This is a genomic window from Microvirga mediterraneensis, from assembly GCF_013520865.1.
Classification (GTDB): domain Bacteria; phylum Pseudomonadota; class Alphaproteobacteria; order Rhizobiales; family Beijerinckiaceae; genus Microvirga; species Microvirga mediterraneensis.
Window position 1 is genome coordinate 228,766 of sequence record NZ_JACDXJ010000003.1, and the last position, 16,775, is coordinate 245,540.

A 16,775-nucleotide genomic window follows, 5' to 3' on the forward strand; every position below is an offset into this window, starting at 1 on the left:
ACAGCGAACTCTGGAGTGAGCACCCATGGCTGAGGCATCCATCAGTCGGGATCACAATCTCTCGCGGGCAGCGCCGATCCTTCCCGGCACGTCGTCGCCCGCGGGCGGGGAGCTTCCACTTGCGCGCATCCATCAGCCCGGACGCTCCGCGACGTCGTCGGGTCCACCCCGCAAGGGATGGGTGCTGGAGTTCGAGCGCAGCTCGGCTCCCACCATCGAGCCCCTGATGGGCTGGACCGCAGGCGATGATCCCTTCGCCACAATCCGGCTGACCTTCCCGGACCTGCAGAGCGCCATCGGGTTCGCCGAGCGGCATGGTTGGCGATACCGGGTCGAGGAGCCGCCACCGCGGCGGCTGATGCTCAAGTCCTATGCCGACCGGTTCCGATACGACCTCGCTGAGGCGGTCCAGCGGGCTGCACCCTATGCCGGGCCGGCGGTGACCGAAGCCGCCCGAGCGCGGATCGACGAAATGGCGGGAGGCAGTCAGGGCCGGGACGGTGAGAACCGGCCGCAGCTGAACTCAAGCGGAGGAGACGCGGAGAGCGACAACGACGCCATCGACCTCGTTGAGGAGGCATTGCTCGAATCGTTTCCCGCTTCAGATCCGCCCGTATGGACGGGAGCCGCCATCCGATAGGAACCAAGCATCCATCTTTCAAAGCAAGAGGAACTGATCATGGCCCGTAATCCGCTAACGCCCTCCCGCACCGGGTTTGGCTTGCTGGGCGGGAACGATCCCTTCCTGTCGCTTCACCGCGAAATGAACCGCCTGTTCGACGACGTGCTGCGCGGTACGGGGTTGCCTGCCGCCGGAGGGCAAAGCCAAGGCGGTGTCGGCAACTTCGTCAACGCCAGCATGAATGTGTCGGAAACCGAGAACGAGATCCGCATCACCGCGGAACTGCCCGGCGTCACCGAACAGGACATCGATGTGAGCCTCGACGACGACGTGCTCACCATCCGGGGCGAGAAGAAGTTCGAGCAGAAGAACGAAAAGGAGAACTTCCATTTCGTCGAGCGCTCCTACGGCACCTTCCAACGCTCCGTGCGCCTGCCCTTCCCGATCAACCCGGAACAGGTGCAGGCGCACTTCGAGAACGGGGTGCTCCCCGTGCCCCTGCCGAAGACGGCCCAGCAGGAGCGCTCCCGCCGCATTCAGGTTCAGGCCCGCGGGGCCGGAGGCCAGAGCGCCCAAGGAGGTCAGGACGCTTCCGGCAGCACCGGTGGCGCAGGAGGCGAGAGCGGCCAAGGTGGTCAGAGCGGTGCATGAGACAAGCGCCCCGGCCCTATCACGCCGCCATAAATCAACGCCAGCCCGAGACGGTCCATCCCGCCCCCGAGTTCAAGTTTGAGAGCACCCAGAGCCGCTGACGCTGGCGCCATGCCGGCATTTTGAGAGGAGGATACCCATGGCAGAACTGATTGTGGTTGGCTTCGACGATCCGAACGAAGCGGATCGCGCCCTGACCGAACTGGCGCGCCTGCAGAAAGAATACCTCGTCGACCTGGAGGACGCGGTGGTGGCGATCCGCGGTCCCGACGGCAAGCTGCGGCTGAAGCAGAGCGTCGACTTGGTGGGTGTCGGCGCCGCCTCAGGCAGCCTCTGGGGCGCCATGTGGGGCTCGCTCGTCGGCCTGCTGTTCTTGAACCCCCTGCTCGGGATGGCGACCGGGGCCGCCTTGGGGGCCGGAGCCGGAGCGCTGTCTGGCAAGCTCGCCGACTACGGCATCGACGACGAGTTCATCCGCTCGATTGGCGAAACCCTCCAGCCCAACAGCTCGGCACTGTTCGTCCTCCTCCGCAAGGTGCAGCCGGAGAAGGTGCTGGAGGAGCTGAAGCGATTCCGCGGACGGGTTCTGCGCTCCTCACTCTCGCCTGATCAGGAGGCCCGGCTACAGGCTGCCCTGTCAGGCTCCAACGTGTCGATGCCCGGCAGCACCAGCACCGCGCCTGAAACCACCAATCCGACGTCCAGTGACACAAGCGCCACCCCTGTCCAAGGAGCCGCATCATGAGGTTCAGACCGCTCCATGACCGTGTCGTGATCCGTCGTGTCGAGGCTGAGGAGAAGACGGCCGGCGGCATCATCATCCCGGACACTGCCAAGGAAAAGCCCCAGCAGGGAGAGGTCGTCGCCGTTGGCCCAGGCGCCCGCGACGAGAGCGGCAAGGTTGCCCCCCTCGACGTCAAGGCCGGCGATCGCGTCCTGTTCGGCAAGTGGTCCGGCACCGAGGTGCGCATCGATGGCGAGGACCTCCTCATCATGAAGGAGTCCGACATCCTAGGCGTGGTCGGATGATCCTCGCCCCCCGAATGCTGTTTCTCTAAATTTGAGGAGGCACTGTCCATGGCTGCCAAAGAGGTAAAATTTGCGGCGAGTGCGCGTGAAAAGATGCTGCGGGGCGTCGACATTCTGGCCGATGCGGTGAAGGTCACGCTGGGTCCGAAGGGCCGCAACGTGGTGATCGAGAAGAGCTTCGGGGCTCCGCGCATCACCAAGGACGGCGTCACCGTCGCCAAGGAGATCGAGCTCGCCGACAAGTTCGAGAACATGGGCGCCCAGATGGTGCGTGAAGTAGCGAGCAAGACCAACGACGTGGCCGGGGATGGCACCACCACGGCCACCGTTCTCGCCCAGGCCATCGTCCGCGAGGGCGCCAAGGCTGTGGCCGCCGGCATGAACCCCATGGACATCAAGCGTGGGGTCGATCTCGCTGTTTCCGAGGCCATCAAGGACATCCAAGCCCGCGCCAAGAAGATCAAGTCAACGGACGAGGTAGCCCAGATCGGCACCATCTCGGCCAACGGCGACGCCGAGGTCGGCCGCATGCTGGCGGAGGCCATGCAGCGGGTCGGCAACGAGGGTGTGATCACGGTTGAGGAGGCCAAGACCGCCGAGACCGAACTGAGCGTCGTGGAAGGCATGCAGTTCGACCGCGGTTATCTCTCGCCGTACTTCGTCACCAACGCCGAAAAGATGATCGCGGAGCTCGAGGATCCCTACATCCTCATCCACGAGAAGAAGCTCTCTTCATTGCAAGCCATGCTGCCGATCCTCGAGGCGGTGGTGCAGAGTGGCCGTCCGTTGCTCATCATCGCCGAGGACATTGAGGGCGAGGCGCTCGCCACCCTCGTGGTCAACAAACTGCGGGGCGGTCTCAAGGTCGCGGCCGTGAAGGCTCCGGGCTTCGGCGACCGTCGCAAGGCCATGCTCGAGGACATCGCCGTCGTAACCGCCGGCCAGGTGATCTCCGAAGACCTCGGCATCAAGCTCGAGAACGTCACCCTGCCAATGCTCGGCCGCGCCAAGCGCGTACGGGTCGAGAAGGAGAACACCACAATCATCGACGGCGCCGGTTCGAAGAAGGACATCGAGGCACGGATCCAGCAAATCAAGGCGCAGATCGAGGAGACCACCTCGGACTACGACCGTGAGAAGCTGCAGGAGCGTCTCGCCAAGCTCGCAGGCGGCGTTGCGGTGATCCGCGTCGGCGGCGCGACCGAGGTCGAGGTCAAGGAGAAGAAGGATCGCGTGGACGACGCCATGCACGCCACCAAGGCGGCTGTCGAGGAAGGCATCGTGCCGGGCGGCGGCACGGCTCTCCTGCGCGCCAAGGCCGCGGTTGCCAAGCTCACCAGCGACAACGCCGACGTGCAAGCTGGCATCAACATCGTGTTGCGGGCGCTGGAGGCCCCGATCCGCCAGATCGCCGAGAACGCCGGCGTCGAGGGCTCGATCGTGGTCGGCAAGATCACCGACAACGATTCGCCGACCTTCGGGTTTGACGCGCAGGCCGAGGAGTACGGCGATCTCGTCCGGGCCGGCATCATCGATCCGGCGAAGGTGGTCCGGACGGCGCTGCAGGATGCGTCGTCGGTGGCGGGTCTTCTCATCACAACGGAGGCCATGGTGGCCGAGCTGCCGAAGAAGGAAGCGGCTCCCGCCATGCCGGGCGGCGGCATGGGCGGCATGGACTTCTAAGCGCCTGCGGCTGGAAGGCTTCGCCCGAGGCCTCCCAGCCCGCACGCCGTCGATGGCCGACGAGCCGGAGCAACTGTGAAGGGAAAGGAGACGCTATGGCCGCATTGGCTATTCCCATCACGGGTGAGGATCATCTCCAGGGTCGCGAGGGCGCCCCGCTCAAGCTCGTGGAATACGGCAACTACGAGTGCCGGCGTTGCGGGGCGGCCCACCCCATCGTCAAGGCGATCTTAGAGCATTTCGGACCGGAGATCGTCTTTGTGTACCGGCACTTCGCCCTTCTCGAGGGCTATCCGAATGCCGAGCGGGCGGCGGAAGTCGCGGAACTTGCTGCGGCGCATGGCCGGTTCTGGGAAATGCATGACCTCCTGTACGCCAATCAGGAGCATTTGACCGGATTGCTCCCGGTCACTCTGGCGCGCCAATTGGCTCTGCCCGAGAACGAGATCCAGGAGGCGCTGATCGGGAAGCGCTTCGCCGTCAAAATCCACACTGACTTCACCGGGGGCTTGCGGAGCGGCGTGACCAGCACGCCGACGTTCTTCATCAACGGCCTTGGATACGAGGGCCCCGCCGAATTGGAGCCGCTCACCGCTGCCATCGAAGCTGAGCGATCTGGAAGCGGATCGTCGTGAACGGATTGAATGCCTTAGCTTGCCAATTGAAGAAGGAGATGACGCACGGATCACATCGAACAACGGTACCTATCATCAATGCCCCTTGTCGTTCCCGGACAATGGTTATCGTCTCCCGATTTGATCGGGCGTAGACGGCTGCGAGACACGACTGTGCTCCCGCTCCAAGCGGGAGAGAGCCGTGTCCGCTCCTCAGCAATCCTCCGTTCGCAATCAGTTGCTCGCCGCTCTCCCGCGCGAGGACTTTGTGGCGTTTCAGCCGCATCTGGAGCGGGTCGAGTTTGAGCTGCGCCGTGTGCTGATCGAGCCCAACGAACTCATCGAGAGTGTCTACTTCCCGGAAGTGGGCTACCCGTCCGTCGGCACCAATGCCAATGACGGCAAGTTTCAGATCGGCATCATTGGGCGCGAGGGTATGGTCGGCGTTATTGTGGCCCTTGGCGTGAGGCAGCCAGAAATTCCTGCCTCGTTTAACCTGAGTGAAGGCTGCAGCCCTGCGAAAGGAGCATTGTCACAATTGTGGGTTGGTTCTTTTCAAATCTCTCGGCATCAATCCGCAGCCCAACTATGCCTAAACGCCTGATCTTATGGTGAAGAGCTCCCTCACCGGTCACCGCCGGTGGGAGAGTCCTTACTGGCCACCCCAAAAACGGCTCAGGTCAGCGTAGGTGAACGCCAACCCCTCTCCCCTGCTATTGCGGTGAGATCATGAGCCAAGAAACGGCAGATCAGCCCTGCTGCCTCATCATCGAAGACCAAGCGCTCATTGCTATGTCGATTGAGACCTACCTTGCGGATACCGGCATGGTCGTCCAGACAGTGGGCTCTATGGCCGAGGCACGCACCTGGTTAGATGCCGGTATGGCGGACATCGCCATTCTCGATTACATTCTCAAGGACGGCCCTGCCACAGAGCTGGCAGGGGAGCTGAACCGACGTGAGATTCCCTTCCTCATCTATTCCGGGTACCCGCGCAGGCATGACATGCCCTGTGAACTCCGGGGCGTGCCCTGGCTTGAAAAGCCGACAAGGCGTGAAGACTTGCTGAAGGCCCTCGTGGCACTAACAGCTAAAGATCTATCTGCCCCTCTTCTCCGTTCCTGATTGCACTGTCTCCACGAACCGGACTTCACGGAACGGGCTGTTGCGGACCATCGGCAGACGAGTAGGTTCGCGGTGCCGTGGCATGGAATAAGTCACTGCAGAGGCGTTTGTCCCAACTACGCTGGCACATTTCATTGCTTGAGGGATCCTCCAGCAAGCGCCAAGTCATCGACTTCATCATCCCGGGCGACCTGTGTGACTTGAGCGCGCTGGTTACGAGCTCAATGGATCGTAGCATCAGCACGCTGACGCCTGCAAGTGTAGCCTTGATCGCTGGCGAGGCTCCAGAAGGCCGCGGCCTGCACTCCGGAATACCTGTTCATCACCCCGGAAAACAGGAACACAGATTTACACAAGCCGGCGCAGTCTGGGCTGATCCTGGACCAAACGTTCAGGTTCGAGATTGTTCCTTTACGGCTAATCCGCATCCGGCCAGAAGGAGGAAAACGGGAGGCTGGCAAACTCGGCTACTCGGGTCCACGCTCGCGCGACCTCTCCTCTGCCGGTGCACCAGTCCAGCCCATCCCTCGCCAGACAGCGATCCGCTCATCCATGTCGATGGCACCAGCTTGATCCAAGAGTTGGACGACCTCCTCGACGTTGTCCTCGCTGGTCCGCACCACAACCAGGGTGCCGCCGCGCCGGACGCCTTCCTCATAGGCCTTTGCCCAATCCACACCGATGCCTGCATCCACGAGCGAGCCAGCAAGAGCACCGAAGGCAGCGCCAGCGCCGCCTCCGATGAGAGGAGTCAGGACGGCACCTGCTCCGAGTACAGGGCCTACCCCAGGAAGCAACATCAGCGCCAATCCAGCCAAGAGGCCGGCACTTCCACCCAGAATGGCGCCGACGGTAGTCCCGACATCGTCCTTGTCGTCGCTGCTGTTCGCTAAGCGTGTCATCGCCTGTGAGGAGCGCTCATCCTGATTGTTCGCGATGATGCTGACCTCGATTTGGCGCGGACCGTTCCGCTCGAGGTGTCTCACCGCAGCAGCCGCGGTTTCGAACTCATCGAACAGCGCTGCGATCGTCCTATCGCTCATAGGCCAGTCCTCAACCCTTCACATGACGGGACACCGCTCCTTTCCGAGCACTGCTTCCTGAGCCCCATCATCCCTGGCAACGTCGCGGCTTCTGAAGACTCCGTATGATTGCCTGCGCGAATTCGGGCGTGCGGAGCGAGCCTCCCAGATCGCGCGTCTTTTCTCCCGCCTGCAGGGTGGCCAGGATGGCAGCGCGAAGGTGGTTCGCCTTTGCGGTTTCTCCGACATGATCCAGCATCATGCCGACCGCCATCAGGAGCGCCGTCGGGTTGGCGACTCCCTTGCCAGCGATGTCCGGCGCCGATCCGTGGACCGCCTCGAAGATCGCCGCCTTGTCGCCGATGTTGGCTCCTGGCGCCAGCCCCAGTCCGCCGACAAGGCCGGCGATCAGGTCCGAGAGGATGTCGCCAAACAGGTTGGTGGTGACGATCACGTCGAAGCGCTCCGGCGCCATGACGAGCTGCATGGCGCAGGCGTCCACGATGCTCTCGTCGAGGGTCACCCGGCCGTGATAGTCCCGGGCGACCTCCTGCGCCGCCTCGAGGAAGACGCCCGACAGGATCTTGAGGATGTTGGCCTTGTGGACGACAGTGACCCGCTTACGCCCGAGACGGACGGCGAGATCGAAAGCGTACCGGATGACCCGGTGGGCTTCTTCCTTCGTGTTGATGCCAATGCCCACGCCAACCGCGTGGGGGTCGGCGCCGACGCCGATGTAGTGCTCGCGCCCGACATAGAGACCTTCCAGGTTCTCCCGCACCAGGATGATGTCGACGTTGTCGTACCGGCCGGGTATGATGGTCTTGCCCGGACGGACGTTGGCGTAAAGGTCGAATGCCTCGCGCATCCGCACCGTGACCGAGCGATAGCCGCCGCTCGAAGGGGTCGTCAGGGGCCCCTTGAGGGCAAGTCCCGTTCGCCGGATGCTCTCCAGCGTGGCGTCGGGCAAGGGGTCGAGGCCTGCCTCGACGGCAGTCGTGCCAGCCTGCTGCACGTCCCACACGAACGGGGCCCCGAGAGCCTCCAGGACCTGCAGGACGGCTTCAGTGATCTCGGGGCCGATGCCATCGCCTGGGATCAGGGTCGCTTCCATTGTCCGACTTCTGTTCGCCATGCCCGTCCCTCATCCTGTGAGGCCATGCGAAAATATGACCGGGAAGGGAAAACTCGATGCGAGAGGTAAGGTTCGTTCTCGACGTCTATGGGTCCGACGGGGGCGCGTTGTTCACGGTTGACGCGGCAACCCCATTCGCTGCCATGAACAAGGGGGACATCGTGCACATCGATCCCATTGCCGGGTTCGCGGCAACCGGCATTTCGGCACGGATCGGGCAAATCGAACATGTTCTGTCGGCTGTCGACCCGGAGACTATTGAACACAAGATTGTCCTTCGTCTTGAGGACATTTGATGGGCCGTGATAGTTGCGGCTCGGCCTGGGAGCCTCCTTTCGCGATAGGTTCCTCTGCGAGCTGCGAGGATCGTCAACCCTGGATCTTGTGCCTTGCCTCGAGAAGAAACTCCTGCGCCCTGGCAACCGAAGTGCCTGTGACGAAAGCCACCTGTTGGATCGAGATGCCGTGGCGATCGTGCATGACCAAGATGCGGCGCGCCGGCTCTGACAGGGAGCCGGGCTGCCCCTCGACAGCGGCGATCATCTCGTCCGCGGATGTGCGCGGATCGGGGATAACGTCCTCCCAGCTCTCGAAGTCGTCGGGCTGCCGCCATCCGGGTGCGGCACCACCATCACTGGGAGGCGCGTCCAGCGAAACGCGCACCAGATCTCCCGTGCCCTTTTGCTCGCTCACCAACCTGTCAGCGGTCCGATGCAACAGCCCAAACAGCCAAGCCTTGAGGTCGAGGGTTTCGGGTTTGCGCTGTCGCTCGTCCCAAGCCTTGAGCAGGACCTCGGCCACGAGGTCGTCGGGGCTGACTGATCCGGTGCCCAGATCACCGACGCAGACGTGATAGGTGATCTCGTGTTCGGCGGCCTTGCGGAGTTCGGCAAGGTATGGCTCGACAAGGCGCCGGAACGCGTCCTTGTCTCCGGCCTTGATCTTCTGCCAATCCTGGGTGGTCGTTTGGGTGGCGGTCATTGGCATCTCCTGGACTTTGAGCCAACACCAGGGTGATCGTTCCACGGGAAGGAATTTCCTTCCGGCGGGGTCCGGCGTTCTTCGAGCTTGTCGATTAGGAGGAGAGTCCTGTCATGGTCCTCGAGCGCCTCAAAACGCCGCCGGACCGCGCCGGCGAGCTGGTCGACTAGCATGTCGCGGCTTCTGACGCTGCCGTTCGGCAAGGCACGGAGGATGGCGCCGCACGGGTCGGCAACGTCGGCATGGTCGCTCGTGCTCAGCTGCCAAAGCTCCATCCGACTGTTCCGTCGAACTGATGCGAGTACCAACGGGCACCCGTCACGGGCAGTTCCCGGCGGCGATCGCGCTGGAGAACGCATAAATCGGCTTGGAGCTTCCGGCCGAATACGCCGCAATCCGCTCTCGGACCGCCCGCCCTCTGCCCTGAACAAGGAGCCGAACCTGGCCTCCGCTTGGTCGTTAAGCATCCTGAGCAGCCCGTGATTGGATCGCGAGTGGCGGAGGAGTCAATGCCGGGTGCGGACCTTTGGTTATGAAGCGCATTCGCTGTTCTCGTGGTAGCGCTTCTCGTGCTCGACCTCGGCGTCCTGCACTGGGAGGCGCGCGCCATCGGTGTCGGGGAGGCCCTGTGGCTGAGCCTCGGCTACCTCGTCCTCGCTCTCCTGTTTGCCGGCGGGGTGTACTGGTTCCTCGGCGGGCAGGCTAGCGTCGAGTTCCTGACCGGCTACTTCATCGAGAAGTCGCTCTCCATCGACAACATCTTCGTCTTCGTCCTGATCTTCTCCAACTTCGGGGTTCCCGCCGCCTACCAGCACCGGGTGCTGTTCTGGGGCGTGCTCGGCGCTCTGGCGCTCCGCGCCGTGCTCGTCTTCGTCGGCGTTCAGCTCCTCCATGCGTTCGCCTGGATGACGCTTGTTTTCGGCGCCTTTCTGGTCATCACCGGGATCCGAATGCTGTTCGCGGCCGAGGGGACGCCGGACCTCCACAACAACACGGTCCTCAAGCTTCTCCGCCGTTTGCCGGTCACCGAGGACTACGAAGGAGCCACCTTTCTGGTCCGGCGCGACGGCGCGCTCTATGTGACGCCGCTGTTCCTCGTGCTGGTGATGGTCGAGTTCACCGACTTGGTGTTCGCGGTCGACCCCATCCCGGCGATCCTGGCGATCACGCAGGACCCGTTCATCGTCTACACATCCAATGTGATGGCGATCCTCGGGCTGCGGGCGCTCTACTTCGCGCTCGCCGGGATCGTGAAGCGGTTCGTTTATCTTAAATACGCGCTGTCGCTCATCCTCGTGCTGGTCGGCGCCAAGATGACGGTCAATCATCTCTACGGCGGCAAGGTCATTCCTACAGAGGCCGCGCTGCTCGTCACGGCCATCCTGATTGGCGGCGCAATCGCCCTATCTCTCTTGCGCACGCGCGCGCAAGCCCGAAGACGAGGTCAGGCTGCCCACTGGCTGGGTGCCGGGCAGCAGGTCGCAACCCAGAGCCACGCCGGCGGCCGATCTGTCCGGCAGGCCCGAAAAACAGGGTGAGGCTCAACACATGTGATTTCGCACGCACTGATGCAGTCGCGACAGACGTGTCCTTTGGGCAGACACCTGCGCCAGCATACTGCTCGCGTGGTCCACGTAAGCGCACGGCCAAATCCTCCTTCTCCAATGTGTCAGCTTGGAAGGATCATGCAATGTTGGACACTGCCGCCTCGGCCCTTGTGCTTCTGTTCGTGACGATCGGTCCGGTTGAGATTGCAGCGGTCTTCGCTGTGCTTACTGCGGGTGTCCGGCCCCGGAAAGGCGACGTCTTTCCTTGAGCGGGGTGCTGGTTGCAGGTTTCGTCCTGCTGATCTTTGCTCTTCTTGGAAACGGTCTGCTCGATTGGCTCCACGTCTCCCTTCCAGCGTTCCGGATCCCCGGAGGAGCCTTGCTCATGCTCCTGTCCGTCGATCTGGTCTTTGCGCATCCATCAGGCCTGGCCTCGATTACAGCCGGCGAGAGGCAGGAAGCCAAGCAGCCCGGGGACGTCGCCGTCTTTCCGCTCGGCATACCGCCCATCGCAGGGCCTGGCAGCATGACGGCCATCGTGCTCCTGATGGGACAGGCCGGAGCCGATATCGTCAGAGCCGTCACTGTGCTCGCCATGCCGGCAGGCTGCCTTGGAGCGACCTATCTGGCCCTGCTTCTCGTTTATTGACCCACTCGCCTGCTTGGGATCACGGGGACCAATGTAGTCGCGCACATTTCAGGCATCCTGTTGGCGGCGTCTTTGTGGACTCCAAGGGCCTGCTTTCAACTGTTTGGGCGAAGCAGGTAGCAGTCCGTAAGGTGGACGCGAGTTCCACACACCTGTGAAAATTTATGTGTCTTGGCCCACCGAAACCAACCTCTGACCTCGGAATTGGTAGGGAAACCTGATCATGGAGTGGGTGTGATGAAGGCCTCAGGGGCTTCTGCTCGTAGACGAATTTCGCCGCTCGGCGGCGCTCTCAGGATCATGGCTGTTCTAGCTGTTGCGATCGGCTTCGGTCTGGCTGCGGAACGCACGGATGCTGTTGATGCGGGGCACCGCGTGGCGGCCAAGCCCGGCAAGGAGCCCGCAACCGTGGTCGCAGCTTCGGATGTGGAGACCACATCGTCAATCGAGACGAAATCGCCTGACGATGCGTCCTGCGACATTTCCCGCAAACGCCTGTTCGTGGAAAGTGAGGGGTGGATCGTCCGCCGGGTGACCACCTGCTACTGATCGGCGGCTTTGCCTAAAGCCAAAAGAAATGCTCCGCCGTGTGGCGGGGCTTTCCCGCGACGGCCTTCGGGCCACCTGGCGCTTCGTGCGGACCGGAAGGGCCGCCCTGAAGGATGTGCTCCTTGACGAGGGAGCGTTCGTCCCACAAATGGATCCACTTTCAAGTCCAATGCTTGAGGATCAGGCGAATGGTCTGGCCTTCAATCTGGAACGGCCTTGGTGAGAGACAGGAGTTTATGTCAGTGCTGGCTCACGCGAAGGCGACGTCCAGGATCATCATGGTCGGAAGCCCCAGCATAAAGCCGCCTGTTGCAAGTCTCTCGTGCCCACGTCGATGGGTTTCGGGAATGATCTCATGGCTGATGACGAACAGCATCGCACCAGCCGAGAAACCCATCCCCCAGGGCAGAATCGGCCCGGCAAAGGTAACGGCAGTCACGCCCAAAAGCCCGCCGAGAGGTTCGACGAGGCCGGTTCCAAGCGCAAGGGCTACAGATGCCAGCCGCGAATAGCCCAAGGTCAGCAGTGATCCTGCCACGGCCAGTCCCTCGGGCAGGTTTTGAGTTCTGATCGCGATGGCGAGCGAGGCAGCCTGGGCCATATCGTTCCCGCCGAAGCCGACGCCGACCGCGAGCCCCTCAGGCACGTTGTGGAGCGTAATCGCGATGACAAACAGCCAGACGCGCTTGAGATCGGCAGTTGACCGGCCCTGACGCCCATGAATGAAGTGCTCGTGCGGTGCGTACCATTCAATCAGTCCGATCACCACCGCGCCCGCGAGAAGCGCTGCCGCAACGCTTGCGACAGGGGCGACTTGTCCCTCGATCTGGGCGCGGGCGGCATCAAGCCCGGGCAGGAGCAGCGAGAAGAACGCAGCCGCTGTCATCACGCCAGCCGCGAAGCCGAGCATAGCGTCCTCGGTTCTCGGGGAGATGCGCTTGACCAGCAGCAGAGGCAGGGCCCCGAGCCCGGTAGCGGCGCCGGCAGCCGCGCTGGCACCAACAGCAATGAGAACGTTCGAGGCCATCATCACATCACCGAGCTCATGGTCAGAACTAACAAACGCTGCGACCACCACGTATGGATTCACCGGATCCCGGCGTGTCTTGCGAAATCACAGAGGCATCAAAGTTGCCCGACGAGGCTACCAGATGTGTAGGGAAACTTCAGATGGGGTTCATGGGAAGCGGGGCGGCAGATCGATCAATAGGTCAGGACATCCGGAGCACGCCGACTGCTCGGGTCATAAAGAGCCCCATATGTCCTCCCGAGCACAACGCCGAAAAGCAGGTGAAGCGCAAGGGAACCTATGTTGATCGGAGCATACGCACTCGGCTCGACGTACCAAGCCCCAGCTAAGCCCACGCACCAAATGATGGCTCCAAACAGTGCACCCTTGCCCCAAGAGGGACCAGGGAGGATAGGGCTTAAAAGCGCAAACAACATGCCCCAGAGAAATGTTCCCACCCCGAAGTGGATGACCCAACTCAACCCGATGGGCTGAATGACAATTCCATTGGTGATGAGGAGCGGGTCCGGCTCAGGGAAGACGCCGACCGTCCAACCAAGCACGATGACCGCGGACACGACACCTGCGGCAACAAGCCCTGAGATTGTGCCTCTGCCGAGATCAATCATCACTCCTCCTTCCGGCAACGCTGAAGTTCGTCCGATCCCAATATGATCCGACACCTAATGGATGGATGGTGGCAGCCGTCCCGTCGCGCCTGTAACGACAGCAAGGTCCTCCAAGCAGGGCCACGGAAATCTGCTGGTCGGCTGCAGCCGAGCGAAACGTACTTGGAGCTTGTTCGTGATGTGACGTTCGGCTTGGATGCATGGGTCTCACCAGGAGCTCTGGCGCGAGCGCGCAGCTCGCTCGCGCCCCTGAGTGGTGATTTCAACAATACGGCCACGTCCGGTCTCTTCGGGTCTGAACACGCGCACCAAGCCTTGGCGTTCAAGGGCCGCCACGAGCGAGTAGGTTGTCCCAAGAGGAAGCTGCAGGCGCGACGAGATATCCTGAACGGGCGTGCGCGTGCGTCGTGCGACATCCCTCAACACATCGGGGCCATGGATCCGGACAGCTCGCCCCCCGCGACTGAAGAGGCCCGAGAGCCGGTTCGTCACCGGCAGGCGGGACAGGAGACGCTGCGCTGGACGAGCCGCGGGGAGCCTCTGCAAGGAGCCGCTGCGCCACGCTATGAATGCGAGCGCTCCGGCAGCTGCGCTGGCAAGCGCCCCCACCATCAGGCCGGATGGGAGATCGCCTAAGGCGCCATGCCGTCTCTTGCGAAACTCCTCGATCTTCTCCTCCGCGAATACATGGCGTATCGCTCGGATCGCTTCCGGGTTCAGGACCTCGCGTGCCAACGGCTGCAGCTCGTGCTGCTCCCGATGAAAATGGCGATCAAGCAGGTAGGTGAAATCCTCGAACTGCTGGGTCCATTCTCGGCTGCTCTTGTCACCGATCCGGGAAAGGTGCCTGAGCTGCTTCTTAATCTGCTTGTGCTCATCTTCGAGCTCATCGATCAGGCGCTTCGCCCGCTTATCATCCTCGAGAGCGTCATAGAGGCTGTCCTCCTCAGCCTCGATATGTCGCCGGAGCTCGCCGTCGAGTTCATCGAACAGTCGGTCGCGGCTCCTGACACCAGCGCCCGGGATCGCGCGGAGGATATCCTTATGAAGGCTCACGATATTGGCATGATCGTTCGCGATCAGGTGCCAGAACTCCATTGCGTCGCTCCTCGGTCTGAAGGCGAGGATCAACGGAAGGATGCGAGCCCCGGTTCCGGCCTCGAAACTGGCTATCTCGAGTGGATGAACCTTTTACCCGGCCGGGACTTGATCCCGTCGATGGCAGACGGGACATGGTGAGCCATGATCATTCGGTGTTACCTGCTCGCGTCTTCGCTGGCACGGTTGATCCATCGGGAGCGCGGGACGGCCCGCGTGGTGGAAGGATCCTTCCGCACGCGGTCGGGCCAGATTCTGAGCGTGCAGGTGGAGAATGACGTTGGTCGTCTTGATCTGGTTCATGGCGTAGCCCAGCCATGGCCGAGAGTGAACCGCAGCCCGGTGCCGCCCGGGCACGCGGACGCGCTCCTGGATGTGGCTGAGGGAAGGATCGCCTACGAGCGCTCGCGGATGGTCGTCGCCGGACGCGAGATCCTGATTGACAGGGTTGGAACCGCGTCGGAGCCGGGTCGTATCGTCATCGAGTTCGACAATGAGGATCAGGCCGGACACTTTGCTCCGCCGCAATGGTTCGGACCTGAGATCACCCCGATGGACCGCACTTCTGCGGCCGAGGGGATCCGAGTGGACGACGATGAACTCATCTCAGATGCGGCGCTTAATGATCTGCTGGATGTCTTGGAGGGCTTTGAAGGCTTAGGGCCAGGACGTTCCTCCGCGCCGGCGTCCGACCGAATCAGCCGTCCCGATTCCCCGAGAGATGCCGTTTCCGATGAGATCCACAGGAAGGCAACAGATGGATCTGCGGACGTTCGAGCCGCTCCTGCAACGATCACGGCTACGCTGCGAGAGGCTTCGTCAGCGCAAGTCGTCTTCAAGGAAGGGGCGCAGAGCACGCAGGTTCAGATCAACGCAATCCGGGTCCGGGAGACCGCGATCCTACTCCAGGAGGGAGAGGAGGAACCGGATGCCTGACACGGCATTCACTCCGAGCCTTCAACGCCGATGCAGGCCAACCCGACCGCCACGAGGTTTCCATGACGCATGACAGCAGATTGCCCGTCCGCCTCCGGGCCAATGTGATCGGAGGAGCTCTGCTTCTCCTCGCTTCCGCCGCTCCCGTCCCTGCCCTCGCACAGCAGGTGCCGACGGATTTCACCGCCATTGTCAAACAGAAGATGCCTTCGGTCGTCGCGGTCACGACGAAGCAGCGAGTGGAAGAGCGGCAGCAGCGGGCGCAATCCACACCAGACGATCAGGATCTGCCTGAGCTTTTCCGCCGCTTTTTCGAGGAGCGCTCCAGCCCTGAGCGGCAGCAACCTAGACAGGGCCTCGGGTCAGGGTTCGTGATCAGTGCGGATGGCTACATCGTGACCAACAACCACGTCATCGAGGATGCCGACGACATCCATGTCGCGTTCGGTGAGAACAGCCCGGTTCCCGCAAAGCTGGTGGGGCGGGATCCGGCCACCGACATCGCCGTGCTGAAGATCGAGCCTCAGCCCAACATGGCCGTGACCACCTGGGGCAACTCGGACGCGGCCGAGCCTGGCTCGTGGGTGATCGCCATCGGCAGCCCCTTCGGCTTGGGCGGCACCGTCACGGTGGGCGTCGTGTCGGCCCGCTCGCGTGACATCCAGTCCGGTCCCTTGGACGACTACATCCAGACCGATGCCGCCATCAACCGCGGCAACTCGGGCGGGCCGCTGTTCAACGCCCGCGGCGAGGTGATCGGCGTCAACACCGCCATCTTCTCGCCCGTGGGGGCCAACATCGGCATCGGCTTTGCCGTGCCCTCCAGAACGGCGCAGACTGTGGCCGAGCAACTCATCCGCACGGGCCGCGTCGAGCGCGGCTATGTCGGCCTGCGGCTGCAGGAGATCACCCCTGCGATTGCCCAGGCGCTCGGGCGGCCGGACGACAAGGGCGTGCTGGTTGCCTCCGTGGAACCGGGCGGTCCTGCTGAGAAAGCCGGGATCAAGTCCGGCGACGTGATCACCCGCATCGGAGACCAGGCCGTCGAGAGCGGTCGGGATCTCACACGCACGGTTGCCGGCCTGAAGCCCGGCACGCAGGCGCGCCTGACGGTGGTGCGGGGCGGCAACACGCAGGAGATCACGGTGGCCGTGGGCCAGCGTCAGGAAGAGCAAGCGGCCCAGGGGGACGCTCAGCAAGGCTCGGAGGCGGAGGGCAAGCGGCTTGGCGTCGCTTTAGCCCCGATCGACGAAGAGGCACGTCGCCGATTGGGCTCAGACGCCACAGGAGTGCTTGTCCAGCAGGTGGCGCCTAACAGCCCGGCGGCCGAGAACGGCATCCGTCCAGGCGACGTGATAGTCTCGGTCAACAACCGTGACGTGACCCGGCCGGCGGATGTTGCGCAAGCCTGGTCGCAAGCGCAGAAAGACAAGAAACCGGTCCTGCTGCGCGTGAAGCGCGATGGTCAGTATCTCTTCGTCGCCGTGACGGCGTGA

General features: G+C 62.9%; 19 protein-coding genes and 2 pseudogenes. 14 read left to right on the forward strand and 7 right to left on the reverse strand.

The window, feature by feature from the left end; translation table 11 throughout:
• Positions 1 to 25: 25 nt before the first annotated feature.
• The 8 genes from H0S73_RS24825 to H0S73_RS24860 all read left to right on the forward strand — a co-directional run bounded on the left by H0S73_RS24825 (position 26) and on the right by H0S73_RS24860 (position 5,724).
• Entirely contained in the window at positions 26 to 640 is a 615-nt protein-coding gene (locus H0S73_RS24825; RefSeq protein WP_181054878.1) for an ETC complex I subunit, read from the forward strand.
• 39 nt (positions 641 to 679) lie between these two features.
• Positions 680 to 1,273 carry an Hsp20/alpha crystallin family protein gene (locus H0S73_RS24830; protein WP_181054879.1) on the forward strand — a complete coding sequence of 198 codons (594 nt, stop codon included), beginning with the start codon at positions 680 to 682 and terminating at the stop codon, positions 1,271 to 1,273.
• A 139-nt stretch (positions 1,274 to 1,412) separates the two neighbouring features.
• On the forward strand, positions 1,413 to 2,018 hold the full coding sequence (locus H0S73_RS24835) for a DUF1269 domain-containing protein (protein WP_181054880.1): 606 nt from the start codon (positions 1,413 to 1,415) through the stop codon (positions 2,016 to 2,018).
• A complete protein-coding gene (groES, locus tag H0S73_RS24840) occupies positions 2,015 to 2,302 on the forward strand; it encodes a co-chaperone GroES (RefSeq protein WP_181054881.1) in 288 nt (95 codons plus the stop codon). Before H0S73_RS24835 ends, groES begins: the two co-directional genes overlap by 4 nt.
• A gap of 48 nt (positions 2,303 to 2,350) precedes the next feature.
• The gene (gene groL, locus H0S73_RS24845; protein WP_181054882.1) at positions 2,351 to 3,985 is read left to right on the forward strand and encodes a chaperonin GroEL; all 1,635 of its coding nucleotides are present in this window, start codon (positions 2,351 to 2,353) and stop codon (positions 3,983 to 3,985) included.
• 95 nt (positions 3,986 to 4,080) lie between these two features.
• On the forward strand, positions 4,081 to 4,620 hold the full coding sequence (locus H0S73_RS24850; RefSeq protein WP_181054883.1) for a DsbA family protein: 540 nt from the start codon (positions 4,081 to 4,083) through the stop codon (positions 4,618 to 4,620).
• A gap of 181 nt (positions 4,621 to 4,801) precedes the next feature.
• Complete coding sequence (locus H0S73_RS24855) at positions 4,802 to 5,203, forward strand: Crp/Fnr family transcriptional regulator (RefSeq protein WP_181054884.1); 402 nt, start codon at positions 4,802 to 4,804, stop codon at positions 5,201 to 5,203.
• A gap of 125 nt (positions 5,204 to 5,328) precedes the next feature.
• On the forward strand, positions 5,329 to 5,724 hold the full coding sequence (locus H0S73_RS24860) for a response regulator (RefSeq protein WP_181054885.1): 396 nt from the start codon (positions 5,329 to 5,331) through the stop codon (positions 5,722 to 5,724).
• Between the two features lie 467 nt (positions 5,725 to 6,191).
• On the opposite strand, the gene H0S73_RS24865 is transcribed toward H0S73_RS24860, so the two are convergent.
• A complete protein-coding gene (locus H0S73_RS24865) occupies positions 6,192 to 6,767 on the reverse strand; it encodes a DUF1269 domain-containing protein (RefSeq protein ID WP_181054886.1) in 576 nt (191 codons plus the stop codon).
• Between the two features lie 67 nt (positions 6,768 to 6,834).
• Positions 6,835 to 7,860 carry an isocitrate/isopropylmalate dehydrogenase family protein gene (locus H0S73_RS24870; protein ID WP_246389463.1) on the reverse strand — a complete coding sequence of 342 codons (1,026 nt, stop codon included), beginning with the start codon at positions 7,858 to 7,860 and terminating at the stop codon, positions 6,835 to 6,837.
• Between the two features lie 128 nt (positions 7,861 to 7,988).
• On the opposite strand from H0S73_RS24870, the gene H0S73_RS24875 reads away from it, so the two are divergent.
• Positions 7,989 to 8,177 carry a hypothetical protein gene (locus tag H0S73_RS24875; protein WP_181054888.1) on the forward strand — a complete coding sequence of 63 codons (189 nt, stop codon included), beginning with the start codon at positions 7,989 to 7,991 and terminating at the stop codon, positions 8,175 to 8,177.
• 73 nt (positions 8,178 to 8,250) lie between these two features.
• Here the strand turns inward: H0S73_RS24875 and H0S73_RS24880 are convergent, their stop codons facing one another.
• A complete protein-coding gene (locus H0S73_RS24880) occupies positions 8,251 to 8,862 on the reverse strand; it encodes an RNA polymerase sigma factor (protein WP_181054889.1) in 612 nt (203 codons plus the stop codon).
• A gap of 551 nt (positions 8,863 to 9,413) precedes the next feature.
• Here H0S73_RS24880 and H0S73_RS24885 point away from each other — a divergent pair.
• The 3 genes and pseudogenes from H0S73_RS24885 to H0S73_RS24895 all read left to right on the forward strand — a co-directional run.
• Positions 9,414 to 10,400, forward strand: a pseudogene (locus tag H0S73_RS24885) (TerC family protein); the annotation flags it as partial.
• Positions 10,401 to 10,683: 283 nt separating this feature from the next.
• Positions 10,684 to 11,058, forward strand: coding sequence for a MarC family protein (locus tag H0S73_RS25575; protein ID WP_202050063.1), 375 nt, complete (start codon positions 10,684 to 10,686; stop codon positions 11,056 to 11,058).
• A 300-nt stretch (positions 11,059 to 11,358) separates the two neighbouring features.
• Positions 11,359 to 11,607 carry a hypothetical protein gene (locus H0S73_RS24895; protein WP_181054925.1) on the forward strand — a complete coding sequence of 83 codons (249 nt, stop codon included), beginning with the start codon at positions 11,359 to 11,361 and terminating at the stop codon, positions 11,605 to 11,607.
• Between the two features lie 250 nt (positions 11,608 to 11,857).
• On the opposite strand, the gene H0S73_RS24900 is transcribed toward H0S73_RS24895, so the two are convergent.
• The 4 genes and pseudogenes from H0S73_RS24900 to H0S73_RS26460 form a co-directional block, all read right to left on the reverse strand.
• Positions 11,858 to 12,685: a ZIP family metal transporter gene (locus H0S73_RS24900; protein WP_343058501.1), complete on the reverse strand. Its 828-nt coding sequence runs from the start codon at positions 12,683 to 12,685 to the stop codon at positions 11,858 to 11,860.
• 125 nt (positions 12,686 to 12,810) lie between these two features.
• A complete protein-coding gene (locus H0S73_RS24905; protein ID WP_181054890.1) occupies positions 12,811 to 13,245 on the reverse strand; it encodes a DUF6789 family protein in 435 nt (144 codons plus the stop codon).
• 207 nt (positions 13,246 to 13,452) lie between these two features.
• Positions 13,453 to 13,980, reverse strand: a complete 528-nt coding sequence (locus H0S73_RS25990) for a helix-turn-helix domain-containing protein (RefSeq protein ID WP_246389467.1) — start codon at positions 13,978 to 13,980, stop codon at positions 13,453 to 13,455.
• 54 nt (positions 13,981 to 14,034) lie between these two features.
• Positions 14,035 to 14,343 (reverse strand): annotated as a pseudogene (locus tag H0S73_RS26460) (hemerythrin domain-containing protein); the annotation flags it as partial.
• Between the two features lie 144 nt (positions 14,344 to 14,487).
• On the opposite strand from H0S73_RS26460, the gene H0S73_RS24915 reads away from it, so the two are divergent.
• Positions 14,488 to 15,279, forward strand: a complete 792-nt coding sequence (locus H0S73_RS24915; RefSeq protein ID WP_181054891.1) for a CYTH domain-containing protein — start codon at positions 14,488 to 14,490, stop codon at positions 15,277 to 15,279.
• 62 nt (positions 15,280 to 15,341) lie between these two features.
• Entirely contained in the window at positions 15,342 to 16,775 is a 1,434-nt protein-coding gene (locus H0S73_RS24920; protein WP_181054892.1) for a Do family serine endopeptidase, read from the forward strand.

What these genes read in the sequence shown, in the direction of transcription:
- H0S73_RS24865 (WP_181054886.1), bottom strand. Translation starts at nt 6,767, where the DNA reads ATGAGCGATAGGACGATCGCAGCGCTGTTCGATGAGTTCGAAACCGCG.
- H0S73_RS24835 (WP_181054880.1), top strand. Translation starts at nt 1,413, where the DNA reads ATGGCAGAACTGATTGTGGTTGGCTTCGACGATCCGAACGAAGCGGAT.
- groES (WP_181054881.1), top strand. Translation starts at nt 2,015, where the DNA reads ATGAGGTTCAGACCGCTCCATGACCGTGTCGTGATCCGTCGTGTCGAG.
- groL (WP_181054882.1), top strand. Translation starts at nt 2,351, where the DNA reads ATGGCTGCCAAAGAGGTAAAATTTGCGGCGAGTGCGCGTGAAAAGATG.
- H0S73_RS24830 (WP_181054879.1), top strand. Translation starts at nt 680, where the DNA reads ATGGCCCGTAATCCGCTAACGCCCTCCCGCACCGGGTTTGGCTTGCTG.
- H0S73_RS24880 (WP_181054889.1), bottom strand. Translation starts at nt 8,862, where the DNA reads ATGACCGCCACCCAAACGACCACCCAGGATTGGCAGAAGATCAAGGCC.
- H0S73_RS24905 (WP_181054890.1), bottom strand. Translation starts at nt 13,245, where the DNA reads ATGATTGATCTCGGCAGAGGCACAATCTCAGGGCTTGTTGCCGCAGGT.
- H0S73_RS24860 (WP_181054885.1), top strand. Translation starts at nt 5,329, where the DNA reads ATGAGCCAAGAAACGGCAGATCAGCCCTGCTGCCTCATCATCGAAGAC.
- H0S73_RS24920 (WP_181054892.1), top strand. Translation starts at nt 15,342, where the DNA reads ATGACGCATGACAGCAGATTGCCCGTCCGCCTCCGGGCCAATGTGATC.
- H0S73_RS24850 (WP_181054883.1), top strand. Translation starts at nt 4,081, where the DNA reads ATGGCCGCATTGGCTATTCCCATCACGGGTGAGGATCATCTCCAGGGT.
- H0S73_RS24915 (WP_181054891.1), top strand. Translation starts at nt 14,488, where the DNA reads ATGATCATTCGGTGTTACCTGCTCGCGTCTTCGCTGGCACGGTTGATC.
- H0S73_RS24895 (WP_181054925.1), top strand. Translation starts at nt 11,359, where the DNA reads ATGGCTGTTCTAGCTGTTGCGATCGGCTTCGGTCTGGCTGCGGAACGC.
- H0S73_RS24870 (WP_246389463.1), bottom strand. Translation starts at nt 7,860, where the DNA reads ATGGAAGCGACCCTGATCCCAGGCGATGGCATCGGCCCCGAGATCACT.
- H0S73_RS24825 (WP_181054878.1), top strand. Translation starts at nt 26, where the DNA reads ATGGCTGAGGCATCCATCAGTCGGGATCACAATCTCTCGCGGGCAGCG.